22 protein-coding genes are annotated in these 18,143 nt (G+C 36.5%); 11 read left to right on the top strand and 11 right to left on the bottom strand.

The features are described 5' to 3' along the window. Window positions 1–29: 29 nt before the first annotated feature. Complete coding sequence (locus QM481_RS15430) at window positions 30–1,019, bottom strand: FAD:protein FMN transferase (RefSeq protein ID WP_283382364.1); 990 nt, start codon at window positions 1,017–1,019, stop codon at window positions 30–32. Window positions 1,020–1,687: 668 nt separating this feature from the next. Here QM481_RS15430 and guaB point away from each other — a divergent pair. Further along, window positions 1,688–3,157, top strand: coding sequence for an IMP dehydrogenase (guaB, locus tag QM481_RS15425; protein WP_166550031.1), 1,470 nt, complete (start codon window positions 1,688–1,690; stop codon window positions 3,155–3,157). Window positions 3,158–3,359: 202 nt separating this feature from the next. Here the strand turns inward: guaB and hemE are convergent, their stop codons facing one another. The 3 genes from hemE to QM481_RS15410 form a co-directional block, all read right to left on the bottom strand. Next, window positions 3,360–4,391 carry a uroporphyrinogen decarboxylase gene (gene hemE, locus QM481_RS15420; RefSeq protein WP_166550030.1) on the bottom strand — a complete coding sequence of 344 codons (1,032 nt, stop codon included), beginning with the start codon at window positions 4,389–4,391 and terminating at the stop codon, window positions 3,360–3,362. Between the two features lie 123 nt (window positions 4,392–4,514). Next, complete coding sequence (locus tag QM481_RS15415; protein ID WP_283382363.1) at window positions 4,515–4,964, bottom strand: thioredoxin family protein; 450 nt, start codon at window positions 4,962–4,964, stop codon at window positions 4,515–4,517. 147 nt (window positions 4,965–5,111) lie between these two features. Beyond that, complete coding sequence (locus tag QM481_RS15410; protein ID WP_283382362.1) at window positions 5,112–7,328, bottom strand: peptidoglycan-binding domain-containing protein; 2,217 nt, start codon at window positions 7,326–7,328, stop codon at window positions 5,112–5,114. Between the two features lie 360 nt (window positions 7,329–7,688). Here QM481_RS15410 and yihA point away from each other — a divergent pair, with 360 nt between their 5' ends. Both yihA and QM481_RS15400 read left to right on the top strand, forming a co-directional pair. After that, the gene (gene yihA / locus QM481_RS15405; RefSeq protein ID WP_283382361.1) at window positions 7,689–8,291 is read left to right on the top strand and encodes a ribosome biogenesis GTP-binding protein YihA/YsxC; all 603 of its coding nucleotides are present in this window, start codon (window positions 7,689–7,691) and stop codon (window positions 8,289–8,291) included. A 102-nt stretch (window positions 8,292–8,393) separates the two neighbouring features. Further along, the gene (locus QM481_RS15400) at window positions 8,394–8,822 is read left to right on the top strand and encodes a DUF5606 family protein (RefSeq protein WP_166550026.1); all 429 of its coding nucleotides are present in this window, start codon (window positions 8,394–8,396) and stop codon (window positions 8,820–8,822) included. A gap of 62 nt (window positions 8,823–8,884) precedes the next feature. Here the strand turns inward: QM481_RS15400 and QM481_RS15395 are convergent, their stop codons facing one another. From QM481_RS15395 to QM481_RS15365, 7 genes are all read right to left on the bottom strand, one after another. After that, window positions 8,885–9,175 carry a hypothetical protein gene (locus QM481_RS15395; protein ID WP_166550025.1) on the bottom strand — a complete coding sequence of 97 codons (291 nt, stop codon included), beginning with the start codon at window positions 9,173–9,175 and terminating at the stop codon, window positions 8,885–8,887. A 181-nt stretch (window positions 9,176–9,356) separates the two neighbouring features. Beyond that, window positions 9,357–9,680: a c-type cytochrome gene (locus tag QM481_RS15390; protein WP_095161374.1), complete on the bottom strand. Its 324-nt coding sequence runs from the start codon at window positions 9,678–9,680 to the stop codon at window positions 9,357–9,359. Window positions 9,681–10,016: 336 nt separating this feature from the next. Then, entirely contained in the window at window positions 10,017–10,853 is an 837-nt protein-coding gene (murQ, locus tag QM481_RS15385) for an N-acetylmuramic acid 6-phosphate etherase (RefSeq protein ID WP_166550024.1), read from the bottom strand. Between the two features lie 330 nt (window positions 10,854–11,183). Continuing rightward, the gene (locus tag QM481_RS15380) at window positions 11,184–12,545 is read right to left on the bottom strand and encodes a dipeptidase (RefSeq protein WP_283382360.1); all 1,362 of its coding nucleotides are present in this window, start codon (window positions 12,543–12,545) and stop codon (window positions 11,184–11,186) included. A 161-nt stretch (window positions 12,546–12,706) separates the two neighbouring features. Continuing rightward, window positions 12,707–13,348, bottom strand: coding sequence for a glycerol-3-phosphate 1-O-acyltransferase PlsY (gene plsY, locus QM481_RS15375; RefSeq protein WP_166550022.1), 642 nt, complete (start codon window positions 13,346–13,348; stop codon window positions 12,707–12,709). Between the two features lie 514 nt (window positions 13,349–13,862). After that, on the bottom strand, window positions 13,863–14,645 hold the full coding sequence (locus tag QM481_RS15370; protein WP_166550021.1) for a LytR/AlgR family response regulator transcription factor: 783 nt from the start codon (window positions 14,643–14,645) through the stop codon (window positions 13,863–13,865). Beyond that, window positions 14,642–15,784, bottom strand: coding sequence for a sensor histidine kinase (locus QM481_RS15365; RefSeq protein WP_283382359.1), 1,143 nt, complete (start codon window positions 15,782–15,784; stop codon window positions 14,642–14,644). The genes QM481_RS15370 and QM481_RS15365 overlap by 4 nt, the downstream gene beginning before the upstream one ends. Window positions 15,785–15,959: 175 nt before the next feature. Between QM481_RS15365 and QM481_RS15360 the strand changes: the two genes are divergently transcribed. From QM481_RS15360 to QM481_RS15325, 8 genes are read left to right on the top strand one after another with little or no spacing between them, the layout of a single operon-like run. Continuing rightward, window positions 15,960–16,145 (top strand): hypothetical protein, encoded by a 186-nt coding sequence (locus QM481_RS15360; RefSeq protein WP_166550019.1) that lies wholly within the window; start codon window positions 15,960–15,962, stop codon window positions 16,143–16,145. Between the two features lie 59 nt (window positions 16,146–16,204). Next, the gene (locus tag QM481_RS15355; RefSeq protein WP_166550014.1) at window positions 16,205–16,390 is read left to right on the top strand and encodes a hypothetical protein; all 186 of its coding nucleotides are present in this window, start codon (window positions 16,205–16,207) and stop codon (window positions 16,388–16,390) included. A 58-nt stretch (window positions 16,391–16,448) separates the two neighbouring features. Further along, a complete protein-coding gene (locus tag QM481_RS15350; RefSeq protein ID WP_166550018.1) occupies window positions 16,449–16,634 on the top strand; it encodes a hypothetical protein in 186 nt (61 codons plus the stop codon). A gap of 59 nt (window positions 16,635–16,693) precedes the next feature. After that, window positions 16,694–16,879: a hypothetical protein gene (locus QM481_RS15345; protein ID WP_166550014.1), complete on the top strand. Its 186-nt coding sequence runs from the start codon at window positions 16,694–16,696 to the stop codon at window positions 16,877–16,879. Between the two features lie 58 nt (window positions 16,880–16,937). Continuing rightward, window positions 16,938–17,123 (top strand): hypothetical protein, encoded by a 186-nt coding sequence (locus QM481_RS15340; RefSeq protein ID WP_166550018.1) that lies wholly within the window; start codon window positions 16,938–16,940, stop codon window positions 17,121–17,123. Window positions 17,124–17,182: 59 nt separating this feature from the next. Then, window positions 17,183–17,368, top strand: a complete 186-nt coding sequence (locus QM481_RS15335) for a hypothetical protein (RefSeq protein ID WP_166550014.1) — start codon at window positions 17,183–17,185, stop codon at window positions 17,366–17,368. Window positions 17,369–17,426: 58 nt separating this feature from the next. Further along, window positions 17,427–17,612 carry a hypothetical protein gene (locus QM481_RS15330; RefSeq protein WP_166550015.1) on the top strand — a complete coding sequence of 62 codons (186 nt, stop codon included), beginning with the start codon at window positions 17,427–17,429 and terminating at the stop codon, window positions 17,610–17,612. 59 nt (window positions 17,613–17,671) lie between these two features. After that, window positions 17,672–17,857: a hypothetical protein gene (locus tag QM481_RS15325; RefSeq protein WP_283382358.1), complete on the top strand. Its 186-nt coding sequence runs from the start codon at window positions 17,672–17,674 to the stop codon at window positions 17,855–17,857. Window positions 17,858–18,143: the final 286 nt, after the last annotated feature.

The raw sequence follows: 18,143 nt of genomic DNA, 5'->3' as shown, positions 1-18,143 counted from the left end.
CGTACCCTAATCGAAAAATCTTCACCCTCCTATTTCAAGGTAAAATCTTTAATATTCAAGTTTTTAGTAGTTACCACCTTTCCCTCATCAGTAATCAAGATTGCACTGTATTCAGGGTGTTTTTTCAATAGCTTCACACCTTTGTCTTTTCCCAAAACCATAACAGAAGTACTAAAGCCATTAGCTGTTTCGGCACTAGGACCAAACACCGTTACGCTACAAAGGCCAGTAGCTGGGTATCCCGTTACAGGATTGATAATGTGCGAATAGCGTTTTCCATTAAATACGACAAACTTCTGATAGCTTCCCGAAGTAACTACGGCACTTTTAACAAGTGGTACGATAGCAAAAACAGTATCTTTTTTCATAGGATTAGTAATTCCGACAGTCCAAGGTTTGCCATCTGGTTGGCTTCCCCACGTATTCATATCGCCAGAGCCATTAACAATTCCTGCCTGAATACCTCTTGCCAACATCATTTCGCGACAGCGGTCGGCGGCATAGCCTTCACCTAATGCTCCGAAGCCAATTTTCATTCCTTTTTTCTTCAAAAAAATTGTACTGTTTTCCTTATCTAGCTCAATATTTTGGTAACCTACTTTTTCTACTGATTTTTTAACTGCCTCTGGCGTTGGCATTTGTTTCATAGAACCATCAAATTTCCAAATTCTATCCATTGCCGCAAAACTAATATCGAAAGCACCGTTTGTTATTTCCGAAAAATGTAGTGCTCTTTCTGTCAACTCAAATACTTCAGGATCTACTTTAACAGGTTTGATTCCTGCATTGCGATTTACATCCGAAATTTGAGTCGTACTTTTCCAATCTGAAATTAAATATTCTATCCTAGAAATTTCAGAAATGATATCCTCAATACTTTGTTTGGCAGTGGCTGTATCTTTCGCAACAACAGTAATATCAAATCTTCCGCCCATCAGCAGGGTAGTTTTCTTTTTGAGAACTTGAGCTTGAGAAGCAATTGAAAAAAGAAATAGAAATACAAAAGGGATTTTACGCATATATTTGGGAGCTTTCGTTATAGCAATAATCGTGAATAAATAGTAGTGCTGAATTTTGAGTTGTGAATTGTGAATGTATTTTTTTATTATCAAAAATTGACTTTAAGTATAAGGAAGTTAATAGTAAATCTGTTATTAGAATGAACTTATAATCAGAAGGATATATTCAATATGCACCGTAGTTATATTATTAATTTATACTTCCCTGTTACTTACCTGCATTAATTCGCTTCATGCTTTTAGCTTACGGCATATTGCTTACAGCCTAGAGCAGGTATAATTGCCCAATAGCTTCAGACATTCTACTTTTATCAATGACCATCAAAATCATCAAAAGTTTAATTTCTAAACCTGATTAAAACTTGAATTATTTAGATTGATTATAAATAATAGCAAATTTAACGAATTGATTTTAACAATCCATTAAATAGAGATGATGCTTATCTAAAAAATGTACTAAAAAGAATATTGCTATTATTTTGAGATTTGAAGGTAAGAAAAGTGTCTTTAAAGCGAAATAGCGTGATTTTGAAGATAATATGGCAAGATAAAATGAAGACGTACTTCGAATTTTACAAAAAAATAATAATCATTTTTTGATTTTTCTTTTAAAAGTACAAAACTCGTCGTAAATTTGTCTGGCAAATAACAAATCAAAGCTATTTGCCATGTTAGACACATCCAAGTTCTTATACGAAGCATTAACATACGACGACGTATTGCTTCTTCCTGCTTACTCAGAAATTCTTCCGAGAGAAACTAGCACTCAGACCAAACTTACTCGCAACATCACGCTTAATACTCCAATGATTTCGGCTGCTATGGATACAGTTACCGAAGCTGATTTGGCTATTGCGATGGCTCAAGAAGGAGGTATTGGTATTATCCACAAAAATATGACCATTGCACAGCAAGCTGCGCAAGTAAGAAAAGTAAAACGTTCGGAATCTGGTATGATTATCGATCCTGTAACACTTACTGACGGTCAAACACTTGGTGATGCTCACCGTATCATGCGTGAATTTAAAATTGGAGGTATTCCAGTGATCGATTCAGAAGGTAAACTTATCGGTATTTTAACAAACCGTGATTTACGTTTCCAAAAAGATTTGACCAAAACTGTCAATGAAATCATGACTAAAGATGGTTTGATTACAGCTCAAAAAGGAATCTCTTTGGACGATGCAGAAAGCATTTTACAAGAATTTAAAATTGAAAAATTACCAATCGTTGACGGAAACAATAAGTTGATTGGATTGGTAACCTATAAAGATATTATCAAACGCAAAAATAATCCTTACGCATCAAAAGACACATTAGGTCGTTTGCGCGTAGGGGCTGCGGTTGGTGTTACTCCAGATTTGTTGGAGCGTGTTCAAGCGCTTGTAGCTGTTGGAGTTGACGTAATTAGTATCGATACAGCTCACGGGCATTCTAAAGGTGTAATTGAAGCCTTGAAACGTGTGAAAGCTCAATTCCCAGACCTAGACGTAATCGTGGGTAACGTAGCTACTGGCGAGGGCGCAAGAGCTCTAGCTGAAGCAGGTGCCGACGCTGTTAAAGTAGGTGTTGGTCCTGGTAGTATCTGTACAACTCGTATTATTGCTGGTGTGGGTATGCCACAGCTTACAGCCGTATACGAAGCAGCTAAAGCAGTAGCTGACTTAGGGGTTCCTATTATTGCTGATGGTGGTATCCGTTTCTCTGGTGATATTGCAAAAGCAATCGCTGGTGGTGCTAGTACAGTAATGATTGGCTCAATGTTAGCTGGTACTGACGAGGCTCCAGGTGAAGTGATTATCTTCGAAGGACGTAAATTCAAAACATACCGTGGTATGGGTTCTCTAGAAGCAATGGAAGATGGTTCGAAAGACCGTTATTTCCAAGATGCAGAAGACGATATTAAGAAACTAGTTCCAGAAGGTATCGTGGGTCGTGTACCATTCAAAGGCTCTGTATCTGAAATCATTTACCAAATGGTAGGTGGTTTGAAAGCAGGTATGGGATACTGTGGTGCTAAAAATATCACTGAAATGCAAAAAGCACGCTTCGTGAAAATTACAGCAGCAGGGGTAAAAGAAAGCCATCCACACGATATTACTATCTCGAAGGAAGCTCCAAACTATAGCGCGAAGTAAGCAACATCCGCAGTTTATAATCATATAATTATAGCTTTGTAGAAATTCAAAAGGCTCAGTACGATTTGTACTGAGCCTTTTTGATAATGTCAAAGAATTGCGGATTGGAGATTTCTGATTGCGGAAGTATAAAAAAGATTCCCCAAAAAGTGGGTCATAGTTCCGAAATCCAACATCCGAAATCCGAAATCCGCAATTTTCTCTATGCTTGGTATTCCTTTACGGTATCGATAAAGCATTTTACTTTATCTGGATTAGTATCTGGATATACGCCGTGTCCTAAGTTTGCAATGTATTTCTGTGTTCCAAATTGCTGAATCATTGAACGAGTGTGCTTTTTGATTTCGTCAAATGAGCTATACAATACACATGGATCAAGATTTCCTTGTAATGTTTTTGAATCGCCAACCAATTTTCTTGATTCAGCAATATCCATATTCCAATCAAGACCCACAACATCACAATTCAATTTACCCATATCTTCACGAGCAAAGAATGCACCTTTAGCAAATACTGTTACAGGTACTTCGGTAATAGCATCGCAAATTTGAGCAATATACGGCAATGAATAAATACGATATTGTTCAGGAGAAAGGATACCAGCCCAAGAGTCAAAAATCTGAACTAAATTAGCTCCTGCTGCAATTTGAGCTTTTAGGTAAGCAATAGTAGTATCTGTAATTTTTTGTAAAAGAGCATGTGATAATTCAGGCTCAGAGTACAATGCTTTTTTTGCTTTAGAAAAAGTCTTTGAGCCTCTTCCTTCAATCATATAGCAAAGTAACGTAAACGGTGCACCAGCAAAGCCAATTAAAGGCACACGGCCATTCAATTCTGATTTTACAATTTTGATGGCATCCAATACATATTTAAGCTCCTCCTCTGGATTAGCAACACGTAGCTTTTCCACATCTGCCATCGAATGAATCGTAGTAGGAAAAATAGGACCTACTTTTTCTTCCATCACATAAGGTAAGCCCATAGCTTCGGGAACTACCAAAATATCAGAAAAAATAATTGCGGCATCTACACCTAAAATATCCACAGGCTGAATCGTTACTTCAGCAGCTAATTCTGGGGTTGTCGCTAGTTGAATAAAACTCCCTGCTTTTTCGCGAACGGCACGATATTCAGCTAAAATTCTACCCGCTTGACGCATCATCCAAACAGGCACACGCTCTACTTGCTGCCCACGCGCAGCTCTCAATATTAAATCGTTCTGTAAGTTTTCCATTGATTCAGCAATTCGAGTGCCTTGATATGTATGTCATAGTAGGCCGGCTCGTATAATATTACCGCAAATATACGGCAATATTTCGGTATGGGATTTTGAAAAAGAAGATAAACCCAAAGAATCCTATTTCGAGATAGTCTTTTTGTATTTCAACAAGGTTTTGAGCAGGTATTCTGGAGGGAAAAAACCTTTAAGGCGTTCGAGTTCTTTACCCCTTTCATCCAAAATAATCGTAATAGGATATTCCGAAACTTTATAGATATCAGCCACATCCATACCTGTAAATTGTTCTACATCTACAATTTTAGAAACATATCGTAAACTTAACAATGAGGCTACCTCTGGCTCTGAGAAGCTTTCTGCCTCAAGCTTTTGACAAGGCTGGCACCAACTTGCCGAAAAAGTAAGCAAGATAGGTTTACGCAACTTTTTAGCTTCTTGTAATGCTTCTTGATAGGTACCTTGAAAAAATGATGCATCTAGGATATTATCAATAGGTATGATCTTGTCCTGAGCTTTTAGCGAATGGTTCAGGAACAACAATAAGCTTAGTATAGAAGTAAACAGTTTCATAGAAGTGGATGTCAAGAGAAAATGGTATTATTCATCAAATTACAAATTTCCAGAAATCTTTGTACCCAATGTACTACCTTTTATAACGCAAAAAGCTCCGTAGTGTTGCTACGGAGCTATGCTATTAAAATCCTTATCTAATCCCTGTTAGTTATCGTTCAAGCCTAAGGCTTTCAATGTTTCGATATTGATATTACCCAATGGAAGGTTGTTATCTTTCTGGAATTGAGTCAAGGCAGCACGAGTTCTTGGTCCAATTACATCATCGATAGGACCTGGATCGTAACCTTTAACTTTCAAAGCACGTTGGATTTGGATAATTTTTTCTACTGTCAATTTGTTACCACAAATTACTTCTACCCAATCAGCGTACATATTGTCTGCCACTTTTGTAGTAGTTACGAATGAACCATACTCAGCAGGAATAGTCTTTTCAGTAGTTTTAGCCGCAGACTTAACTACAGTACGAGTATAAGTTTTTGACTCAGCCGGAATCTCTGTTTCTTTAGTCGTAGCTTGCGCCGCTAGTAACTGACGTACGCGAGTTTCGTATTGAGCTGGAGTTTCAACAACTTTTGTTGTAGCTGGAGATACCAATACTTGTTTTTGACGAGTAGCATATACTGCTGGAATCACTACTTCGCGAGTAGATGCAGGAGCTGCTACAATTTGCTTTGTCAATACTTGGTAACAGCTTTGTCCGTTTGGAAGCTTGATGCTTGCCACAGCAGCATTTGGCGTAGTACCAGGTGCTACGCAAGGCGTAGGAACATCAATTTCAACAGATTTTGCTGGAGTACCTACCACTTGTTTTGTACGTGTAGCATACACTGCAGGAATCACTTGTTCTTTTACTTCAGCATCTTTTACCAAAACTTGTTTAGTTACCGATGCATACTCAGCAGGAATAGCTGTTTCGCGAGTTGAAGCAGACTTTGCAATTACGGTTTTGCTGATAGTTTTGTATTCAGCAGGAATTTCTTTTTCTACAACTCTAGCAGGTTGGTCAACAACTTCTTTAGTATAAGTTTCGTACTCAGCAACCACGTCTTTTGCAGAAGCTAAGTCAGCAGGAGCTACCAATACTTGCTTTGAGAAAGTTTTGTATTCTGCAGGAATCACTGTTTCCTTCACAGTAGCAGGCGAAGCCAAAATCTGGCGAGTGATAGTAGTGTATTGTGCAGGAGTTACTACTTCTTTTGTACCAGCTGGAGTTTTTAATACTTGCTTAGTAATTGTTTTGTATTCAGCAGGAACCGTTACAAGACACAAGATACGACAGTCATCAGGGTTAGCAGACAAACATGATGGATCAGCTTTACCTTTTTCGTATTTTGTATATTCATCACGAATTTTTACTTTTTCAGTAACTGTTTCGTACACTGGAGGAGTTGTCACCAAAGCAGTAGTAGCTTCTTTCACTAATACTTGCTCAGTTACAGTTTTATATTGAGCAGGAACAACTTCCAATTTTTTGGCAGCTTCTTTTACCAATACTTGCTCGGTTACAGTCTTGTAAGTAAAGGCATTCGGTGTCAAAGTTTTAGACGCTTCTTTCGTCAGACGTCTTTCTGTTACTTTTTTGAAAGTTCCAGGAATGACTGTCAATACTTTAGATGCTTCTTTTACTAAAATTGTTTCTGTAACAGTTTTAAACTCTGCTGGAATAACTTCCAAGCGAGAATATGCAGGTTTTACCACATATTTTTCTGTTTCAGTTTTGTACACTGCAGGAATCACAGTGTAGCTTTTTGAAGCAGGTTTTGCCACGTATTGTTCTGTTTCAGTTTTCAATACTGCTGGAACTACTTCCAATTTTTTACAAGGAGAGCCTGTCAATTCAGAACCATCTGGGCGAACAAAAGCTCTGCGTTGGTTATCCCATGAACCAGCCATATAAGATCCAGTTGGACATCCGCCTACAAATACTTGTTCTGTTACTGTTTTGTACTGTGCAGGTACAACTTCCAATTTTTTAGAAGCTTCTTTTACCAAGATAGTTTCTGTTTCTGTTTTGTAAACCGCAGGGATTACTGTAACTGATTTACCTGCTTCTTTTACCAATACTTGTTCCGAAACTGTTTTGTATGCAGCAGGAACTACTTCTAAGCGTTTTGCAGCTTCTTTTACAACAATTGATTTTGTCTCTGTACCTAATACTGCAGGAACTACTGATAAAGTTTTACCTGCTTCTTTAGATACAAATTGTTGTGACTTAGTGGTAAATTGTGCTGGCTTCAAACATTTCGCATAACACTTGCCATTAACAGCGTTAGGCGGTAGGTCATTTTGGGCGTCAACTGCCGTCGAGACCATACTTAGGGTTGCTATCGTTAACAATAGCGAATAGTAATTTTTCTTCATGGTTAGAAAAATTTATCAGGTGTTAAGGATTTAATAACAAATTTACGTGTCGTTACAATAAAAAAAAAGTGACATTTATAAACCACGTCACCAACAATTACGTCATATAGACGTAACCAAATCCCATCTGTCACTATATTTTACAATTAACTCTTATATGTAGAGTAAGAGAGCGGATAATTAAAATTGTGTAAATTTGCGGATGTTTGTTAAAACTAACAAACTTATTTGACACAAAGACACCCTGAGAGGGCATTATTTGTGCTAATATATTACTATTTCTTGCAAAATGCTAGACTTAGTAAATTCATAATTTAAAAAAAGAGGAGCTTATCGCTTTTCACCATAAAATTTAGCGCCATGAAAATCACTCAAGCGTCTTTTTTAATGAGTAATTCCACTTATCAGCAATGTCCCAAGGCTGATAAGCCTGAATATGCCTTTATCGGAAGATCCAACGTAGGAAAGTCATCTCTTATCAATAGCATTGTTAGAAAAAAGAACCTTGCTAAAACATCCCAAACTCCTGGGAAAACACAACTTATCAATCACTTTTTTATCAATGAAGACTGGTATTTGGTCGATTTGCCAGGATATGGCTATGCTAAAGTGAGCAAAGTTGAGCGTGAGAAATTCGAAAAAATGATTAATGAATATCTTACACTCAGAACCAATCTTGTATGTACTTTTGTACTTATCGATGTAAGACATGAACCACAGAAAGTAGACGTTGAGTTTATGCAAAAACTTGGAGAAAATGGACTTCCATTCTGCATCGTTTTCACAAAAGCCGACAAGCTTTCAAATACGGCAGTGAATAAAAATCTTGCTATTTATGAACAAATCATGCTGGAAACATGGGAAGAAATGCCACAATATTTTGTGACGTCATCCGTTAATGGAACTGGTCGTGAGGAGATTCTAGCATATATTGACGAGCTTAATCAGGGCTTTAAGCCGTAGTTAGAAATAATTTTAGGTCTTTTTGACGAAATACTCTTGTCAAGTACACTTGTCAAAGCCTTAAATAACTAATTTTGTAAAAACAAATTATTAAGATATCATATGGAATTACTAAAAGAAGTAGCTAATATTTCAGGTAAAAGCGGATTATACAGAATTTTAAAACCTACTCGTACTGGCGTTATCGTAGAAAGCCTTGATGGAAAAAAAGAACGTTCTGTGGTAGGAGCTAATGCACGCGTATCAGTTTTGAAAGATATTTCAGTATATATGTCGGATCATCAAGATAGTTCAGTTCCTTTGGCTGACATTTTCTTTGCTCTTAAAGAAAAATATAACGAAGGTGTTGAATTAAATACAAAAACTGCCTCAGACGAAGAGCTTTATGCAATTTTAAGCGAAGTTGCTCCAGACTTTGACCGTGAGCGTGTTTACCCATCTGATGTAAAGAAAATCATCAACTGGTTCAATACACTTTTGAAAAACTTGCCAGAAGCATTTGAAGTAAAAACAGAAACTGCTGCTGAATAGTCGTTATTGAACAAGTCATAAAAAAGGAGTGATAGGTTTCTATCACTCCTTTTTTTATGACTTTAATTCATTACAAGTTTGGGAAAACGATACAACTGTGAATCATAAATCACTAGTTGCTCGACCTCTACATCCCACTTGTGATATATGGGCGACTTTTCTAAAGTTTGTAGTACCTCTTTTTTGCTATTAGCATTCATAATAATCCAGCCTTGCGTAGACTCGGCCGAAATCGCATACGAATCTATAATTCCTTTCTGAATCAACTCTCCTATAAAGTTACGATGTTGAGGTACTTTTGAGAGTAACTCTTCGTCCAGTTCAAATTGAAATATTACCTGATATTTGTGCATAGTCGTAGCGATTAGATATAAACCATTGAACCACTCATTAGTCAATATACCATAAAGTGATTTTAATCATAACACAAAAAAGAGACCATTAGTTGTGCTTTCTGCTAATTTCAAGACTTAAAAAACAAAAAACCTTGGTAATTATGACATTACCAAGGTTTTTCACAGAATCGTATAATTCTTATTTCTTCTTTCTTAACGAGTTAATCCAAGTAGCAATTTTGATAGCATCGTCCTTTGGAACGTTTTTCATAGCTGCCATTGGAGGATAACCTGGCCAGTTTGATGGCTTTGGATTAGCAATCAATTCAACGATTTTCTCGTTAGTATATTTTTTCTTAGCAACATCTGTGTAAGCTGGACCCACCAAACGAGTATCTACTTTGTGACAAGCAGTACAAGTATATTTAGTCATCAATGGTTTGATGTCTTCTGGGAAATCTTCTGCTTTTGCATTGATTGCAAATGCAGCAAGTATTAGAGAGCTCAAAACAACTTTTTTCATTTGTAATTCAAAGGGTTTCTTAAGGAATTGAATAATAAAGTAAAATAAAATTTAAGATAGTAAGCCTATTACCAAATATTATTTCACCAATCTTCTCGAAATACAAAATAAAGACAAAAAGATGATTTATTTATCATTACCTATGTGTTTCTTGATTTTTCGGTAAAATTTAATTTTAAAAGCTACAGAATCCTAAGAATTAGTTTTCAAAAGAGATAACTCTATTAAACACCTTGTCAATTCTGAAAATCTTATAATTGTACTTCTCAAATTTTTTCTATACTCTTTCAACGACAATATTAAGCTAAAAGTACTAAGCTCTATGTTAATGGTTTGTTAACGTAAAGAAGAGCGATAAGCATCTATTGCTTTGCGCACACTACCATGCTCTTGCAAGAGTGTTTCAGCGAGGGTTCTATCGATTCCTAATTCTCTGATAATCATATTTTCGGCTCTTGCTACTAATTTGTGGTTGCTCAACTGCATATCCACCATTTTGTTGCCACGAATACGACCTAATTGTATCATTACAGAGGTCGAAATCATATTAAGAATCAGTTTTTGTGCAGTACCTGATTTCATACGTGTACTACCTGTTACAAACTCTGGCCCTACGACTACCTCAATAGGAAACTCTGCTTCTTTTGAAATTTCACTTCCTATGTTACAAGAAACCGAACCAGTCAATACCCCATTGTTACGAGCAGTACGAAGACCGCCAATAACATAAGGTGTACGCCCAGAAGCAGCAATTCCGACTACGGTATCTAGTTCGTTGATATCGTACTGTTCGAGGTCCTTCCAAGCTTGTTCTTCATCATCTTCGGCATACTCTACAGCCTTGCGAATAGCAGTATCGCCACCCGCAATGATACCAATAACCAAGTCAAAAGGAACACCAAATGTTGGAGGGCATTCTGAGGCATCTACGATACCTAATCTGCCGCTAGTACCTGCTCCAATGTAAAACAGGCGACCGCCTTGCTTCATTCTTGGAACAATTTGGCTAACTAAAGCTTCAATTTGTGGAATAGCCTTCTCAACAGCGTGTGGTACTGTTTTGTCCTCATTGTTAATACCTTCCAAAATGGCCGTAATAGACATTTCATCGAGGTTATTATATTTTGAACTTGCCTCGGTTGTGAGTGTTTCTAAGTTGATTTCTTGTGACATAGTTTTACAAAACAAAATATTGGGTCTGTTTCTTCTAGAAGGGTTTGAAATAGATTCCCACTCCTAAACCGCCATAGTATCGAATTGAGCGATATTGTACAAAGTGACAATTAAGTAATAGTGCTGAATCATGAATGTAAATTTTAAATAAATTTATTTTACACCCAGCATTGATTCAATCAATGTCTGCGCTATTACCTGCGTAAATTTAGTTTCTAGCTATCGAGTATCAACCCTTTGTCCAGAACTAAAAGTTTGTTTTCATCTATAAGAGCAAATCTTTTGTTTATGGGTAAACCTCCACAACAAAGCAAAGCCCTTGTAGGCTCATTACTGAGCCATTTCTGTGTAATATTTAAAGAACAATGGAATTGTCTCTATTCCTTTATAAAAATTAAACAAGCCATAATGCTCATTTGGAGAGTGAATCGCATCTGAATCTAACCCAAAGCCCATCAATACCGTTTTCACTTGTAACTCTTTCTCAAATAAAGCCACAATTGGAATACTTCCTCCTCCACGTGTTGGAACAGGCTTTTTACCAAATGCTTCCTCCATTGCTTTGGCTGCTGCCAAATACTCAACTGAATTGGTTGGCGTTACATAAGGCTCTCCTCCATGGTGAGGACGAACTTTCACCTGTACACCAGCTGGAGCAATAGACTCAAAATGTTTAGTGAACAAAGCTGTAATTTTATCCGACTGTTGGTTTGGTACCAAACGCATTGAGATTTTGGCGTATGCTTTAGAAGGTAAAACAGTTTTGGCTCCTTCTCCAATATAACCACCCCAAATACCATTTACATCAAGTGTTGGACGAATTGAGGCACGTTCGATAGTCGAATAACCTGTTTCGCCATATACATCATTAATATCTAAGTCTTCTTTGTAAGCATCCAAGTTGAATGGCGTTTGAGCCATTGCTGCACGCTCTTCTGCTGTCAAATCGATCACATCATCGTAAAATGTAGGAATAGTAATATGATTATTTTCGTCATGCAACGAAGCAATCATTTTACTCAACACATTGATTGGGTTTGCTACGGCACCACCATATACACCCGAATGCAAATCACGGTTAGGTCCTGTTACCTCAACTTCAAGATAGCTCAATCCTCTCAAACCAACATCAATAGATGGCGTATCATTAGCGATAATAGCAGTATCCGAAATTAAGATTACATCAGCTTTCAATCTATCCTTATTTGCCGCCACAAAGATACCAAGGTTGTCCGAACCAATTTCTTCTTCGCCCTCAATCATAAACTTTACGTTGCATGGCAAAGCATTTGTTGCCATCATAGCTTCGAAAGCTTTGATATGCATATAAAACTGGCCTTTGTCGTCACAAGCTCCACGAGCATAGATTTTACCATCCTTTACTACTGGCTCAAATGGAGGAGAATTCCACAATTCGTAAGGATCAGCTGGTTGTACATCGTAGTGACCATATACCAACACCGTAGGAAGGGTTTCATCAATAATTTTTTGTCCAAAAACAATAGGATGGCCTGCCGTTTCGCATATCTCTACTAAATCAGCTCCTGCTGCCTGAATTTTTTCGGCTACAAATTCTGCTGCTTTACGTACATCACCCTTAAATTTTGAATCGGCACTCACCGATGGAATTCTCAATAAATCAAGAAGTTCATTCAAAAACTTCTCTTTATTTTGCTCAATATAGCCTTGCATAGACGTTGATGATTGATTTCAAAAAAATACCTCCAACTACTTAGTAATTGGAGGTACAAATATAGTAAGTTATTATGGAGTTATCATTACGAGTTTGGTATCAACAGACGTCATAATCGTAAGGAAACATTTACATCAGAATTATATTACCAGTTAAAAGATTACTCTTTCTTTTTTCTTAGATAAATTCGACTTTCTTGTCCTCTCATTAAGCGTACAATATTTTTACGATGTGTAATGACAATCATCCCAAAAAGCATAAATCCAAAGACAATTACCGATTCATTTTCTTTACCAAATGTACGTAACAATAAAAGCACAGGAAACGCTAAAGATGCAATAATAGCCCCCAATGATACATAATGAAACGACATAAATACTACAAAGAAAATTACCATACATACTAAAGCAGCCTCAGGATGCACCGACATTACCATACCCAAGAGCGTTGCTACCCCTTTGCCTCCCTTAAAATTTGAAAATACAGGAAAAATATGTCCAACTACAGCAGCAAAACCAAAAATTAACTTTAAAGTTTGGCATTCGTTCCATTCAACCATGTGACCATAATAAAGCATCAATGCCAACGAAGTAGAAATCCACCCCTTAATAGCATCAATCAACAACACGACAGTTCCTGCTCTTTTACCTAACACTCTAAAAGTATTGGTAGCGCCTGCATTACCACTTCCATGCTTGCGCACGTCGATTCCAAAATAAGCTTCGCCATACCAAATAGCCGTTGGGATGGAACCTAACAAATAGGCAAGTACTGTACAAACAACAACGAGTAGGGTTAACATTTTTTGCTAGTAGATTATTAAGTAAAAATCGGAATGTTGTAATAAAAGCAATGTCTAACATCTGGGTTCTCGAAACAAGAAGATTTTCATTTGTGCATTTTGAGTAAAGATTTATCTCTAATTTTTACCATAAAAACACCGAATAACTTCTGTTCAACTGGAATTTCTAAGTTCATAACCTATTAGTTACTACTTACCTATCCGATTTCAAATTTTAGCACTTTTGTTGTATAATAAATTGCTCTCTAAACAAAAATAAATGAAACTTTATGCAAAACCTATTAAGCAATAAAAGTTCTTAGAATAATCCAACGGGTTCAAAATAAATACAAATTAAGTGGGAATTACATGAAAAAAGCTGTTTGTATTGCTACAAAACAGCTTTTCTAAGAACATGGATATTGAAACAAATAAATATCTTTAGGTTTAGCTATTGAGGTTTTCGAACAAAATTAAGTCCTTGATTTTGTGATTCTTCAGAAAAATCCTAACAACAGGTATAACCGTGAAAACCTTAATTTGTCAATCGTTTATCAATCAAGGTAGCACTATCTTTATCTTTAAAGAAAATACTTCCTTCAATAACTTTTGTAAATTCTTCTGAATAAGTATCACCAATTGGAATACGCACTACTTTATCGAGTAACACTTCGTCACCCTCTATGCCTGTAATTTTTTCCATCGAAATAATATACGAGCGATGTACACGCATAAATCTGTCAGAAGGCAAACGTTTTTCTAAGTCTGACAATGTTAAATTCGTAGAAATACGTTCGTCTTTCATGTAAATAGAAGCATAATTTTTTTGGGCTTCCATGTACACTACATCTTTGAATAGCACTTTATGGAATTTTCCTTTTACATCTACCTTCACAAAAATGAATTCCTCTTTTTTGGCAGGCTGTGGCTCTGGAGCAGCAGCAGGTTTGGGCTCTTCAACCAAGGTCATGTGAAAAGGCATTTTGTTAACAGCCTTCAAAAATCTTTGGTATGAAAACGGCTTCACCAAATAGTCGAGTACTCCATATTCAAAACTTTTGAGTGCGTATTCTTGATAACCTGTAGTCATGATAAATTTCATACGACCATCAAAAAGACTCACCAAGTTCATGCCATTCATACGAGGCATTTGAATATCTGCAAATACCAAATCAACTTCTTTAGTCTGTAAAACACCCACCGCTTCCATGGGATTTGTGGTGGCCGCAACTAAGTTTAGAAATGGGGTATCGTTTATGTAATCTACCACAATATCCAAGGCAGATTGCTCATCATCTACTGCGACACAGTTAATCATATTCCGTTCGGGTTATAGTTAAAGTTTAAGGTAAAAAATACAGCATAATCATCCTTATCATCAATTATGCTCAATTCTTGAGCATCGCCATGAACAACCTTAAGGCGTTTTTTGATATTGTCGATACCAATACCTGTTTGACCTTTATCAGTGATAGGATTATCGTCCTTTCGTTTCAAGTTCCAGGTAGAGAACGTCAAAATATCATCTTCAAGAATCGCACGTATTTGTAGAGGACTCTCTGGGTCATGAAGCTCGCCGTGTTTAAAGCTATTTTCAACAATGGTAATCAATACCATTGGCATGATTCTAAAATAGCTGAAGTCACCTTGTTCTTCATAATCAATAAAGATATTATTATTAAAACGTTGCCTTTGTAGTTCGAGATATTGCTTGACAAAATCCAATTCCCCTTCTAAGTCGACGGTATCTTGCTGCATACGAGTACTGGTAGCATAGCGCATCATTTCGGCAAATGTCAGGATAATATTTCCTGCTTCTTTGGATGCACCACGTACTTTGCTGTACAGCATATTTAGGGTATTGTACAAAAAGTGAGGATTGATTTGCGCACGTAAAAATGCCATTTCGGCGAGAGTTTTCTCTTTTGCTAAAATAGCCAGTTCTGCGTCTTGTCTTGCAATTTCTGCATCTTTTTCCGCAATTGCAATTTCTTGATGAGCAATTTCTTTTTGCTGTTTAATCGACTTCAGAGCAAAGAAATAACCCACACTAAACATCACATAAGTATTGGCATTAAAGATAGTCAAAGATATCATTTGTGCTATTTTAGTCCCTATCGTGCTAAACAACCATGGCATCAAAATATACTCTATCCATGCTCTCCAGCCTAAATACAAACCAAGCAATATTAAAAATGACAGAATTAGCTGAAAAATTTTCGATTTTGAAAAAAAACGGGGCAAAACTATTAGCGCAAGCCCATAAAACAGCATGGCATCGCCAATCCTATACACGATCGCCTGTAGAATAAACTTCGGTGTAATGGGCTCTCCATAAAAGAAATGAAGTAGTAAGCTAAAATAAATGGTGTACAAGACCCAAATCATCACATGCGTACTTACTTCCCTTGAAGCCCATGAAGTCCTTTTCTGTGTATCTGCTGTTCGATTCAACATAGAATTTTTTAGGATAATTAAAAAATTAAAATAGACAATCTTCCTATTCGGATTGATAATAAACGGATTAATCCGATAAAATAAATAGGCCAAAATCTTTTGAACAACTTTGTATCATCACTTCGCAAGAAGCTAATTACTAGACACATAACTTAATAAATAAAAGATTTTTGCCATGAAAAATATTACAACAAATAACAAGCTTTCTGTTGCTAAATCTACGGTTGCTAAATTCAACAACCAAGATTCCCTTAACCACAAAACGGCTTCGATTATCTCAAACTTCGGCGCTCAGTACACTGCTTCGATCATTTCGAATTTCAATGATAATGCTACCGCTTCAATTATCTCGAATTTCTAAGAATAGCCCTTTTTATCTGTAACAACACAACATTCAAAAATTTATAAACTCGCATTGCCATGAAAACTATCACAACTAACAACAAGCTTTCTGTTGCTAAATCTACGGTTGCAAAATTCAACAACCAAGATACACTTAACCACAAAACGGCTTCGATTATCTCAAATTTCGGCGCTCAGTACACTGCTTCGATCATTTCGAATTTCAATGATAATGCGACCGCTTCAATTATCTCGAATTTCTAAGAATAGCCCTTTTATCTGTAACAACACAACATTCAAAAATTTATAAACTCGCATTGCCATGAAAACTATCACAACTAACAACAAGCTTTCTGTTTCTAAATCTACGGTTGCTAAATTCAATAACCAAGATTCACTTAACCATAAAACGGCTTCGATTATCTCAAACTTCGGCGCTCAGTACACTGCTTCGATCATTTCGAATTTCAATGATAATGCTACCGCTTCAATTATCTCGAATTTTTAAGAATAGCCCTTTTTATCTGTAACAACACAACATTCAAAAATTTATAAACTCGCATTGCCATGAAAACTATCACAACTAACAATAAGCTTTCTGTTGCTAAATCTACGGTTGCAAAATTCAACAACCAAGATACACTTAACCATAAAACGGCTTCGATTATCTCAAACTTCGGCGCTCAGTACACTGCTTCGATCATTTCGAATTTCAATGATAATGCGACCGCTTCAATTATCTCGAATTTCTAAGAATAGCCCTTTTATCTGTAACAACACAACATTCAAAAATTTATAAACTCGCATTGCCATGAAAACTATCACAACTAACAACAAGCTTTCTGTTTCTAAATCTACGGTTGCTAAATTCAATAACCAAGATTCACTTAACCATAAAACGGCTTCGATTATCTCAAACTTCGGCGCTCAGTACACTGCTTCGATCATTTCGAATTTCAATGATAATGCTACCGCTTCAATTATCTCGAATTTCTAAGAATAGCCCTTTTTATCTGTAACAACACAACATTCAAAAATTTATAAACTCGCATTGCCATGAAAACTATCACAACTAACAACAAGCTTTCTGTTGCTAAATCTACGGTTGCAAAATTCAACAACCAAGATACACTTAACCACAAAACGGCTTCGATTATCTCAAACTTCGGCGCTCAGTACACTGCTTCGATCATTTCGAATTTCAATGATAATGCGACCGCTTCAATTATCTCGAATTTCTAAGAATAGCCCTTTTATCTGTAACAACACAACATTCAAAAATTTATAAACTCGCATTGCCATGAAAACTATCACAACTAACAATAAACTCTCTGTTGCTAAGTCTACGGTTGCAAAATTCAACAACCAAGATAGCCTTAACCATAAAACGGCTTCGATTATCTCAAACTTCGGCGCTCAGTACACTGCTTCGATCATTTCGAATTTCAATGATAATGCTACCGCTTCGATTATCTCGAATTTCTAAGAATAGCCCTTTTATCAGAAAATAACACAACATTCAAAAATTTATAAACTCTCATTGCCATGAAAACTATCACAACTAACAACAAGCTTTCTGTTTCTAAGTCTACGGTTGCTAAATTCAACAACCAAGATACACTTAACCATAAAACGGCTTCGATTATCTCAAACTTCGGCGCTCAGTACACTGCTTCAATCATTTCGAATTTCAATGATAATGCGACCGCTTCGATTATCTCGAATTTCTAAGCAGTTGTTTACTCTAATTATCAAAACAAAAAGAATCCTTAATTTGTAGACATTCGCAAAACCGCTCAAATGCGAAACTTAAAATTATAAATCTACAATAGTCTAAATTTCAAATCGCAAGTTTACATACGGTCAAAAGGTGCTTTTGACAATCAATCATCAAAATTTTCTAGTTAATGTCTTCGGCTTTAGGAGGCACATAGATGGCGATATGCAATAGAAATGAACCAGAGGAGAATCTCAGTAATTTTACATAATGGAAAATACTCAGTAATACGCATTGCTC

The organism is Flectobacillus rivi, from assembly GCF_030056655.1.
Lineage (GTDB): Bacteria > Bacteroidota > Bacteroidia > Cytophagales > Spirosomataceae > Flectobacillus > Flectobacillus rivi.
Note: the sequence above shows the minus strand (reverse complement) of the source record. Positions and strands in the feature narration are given on the sequence as shown.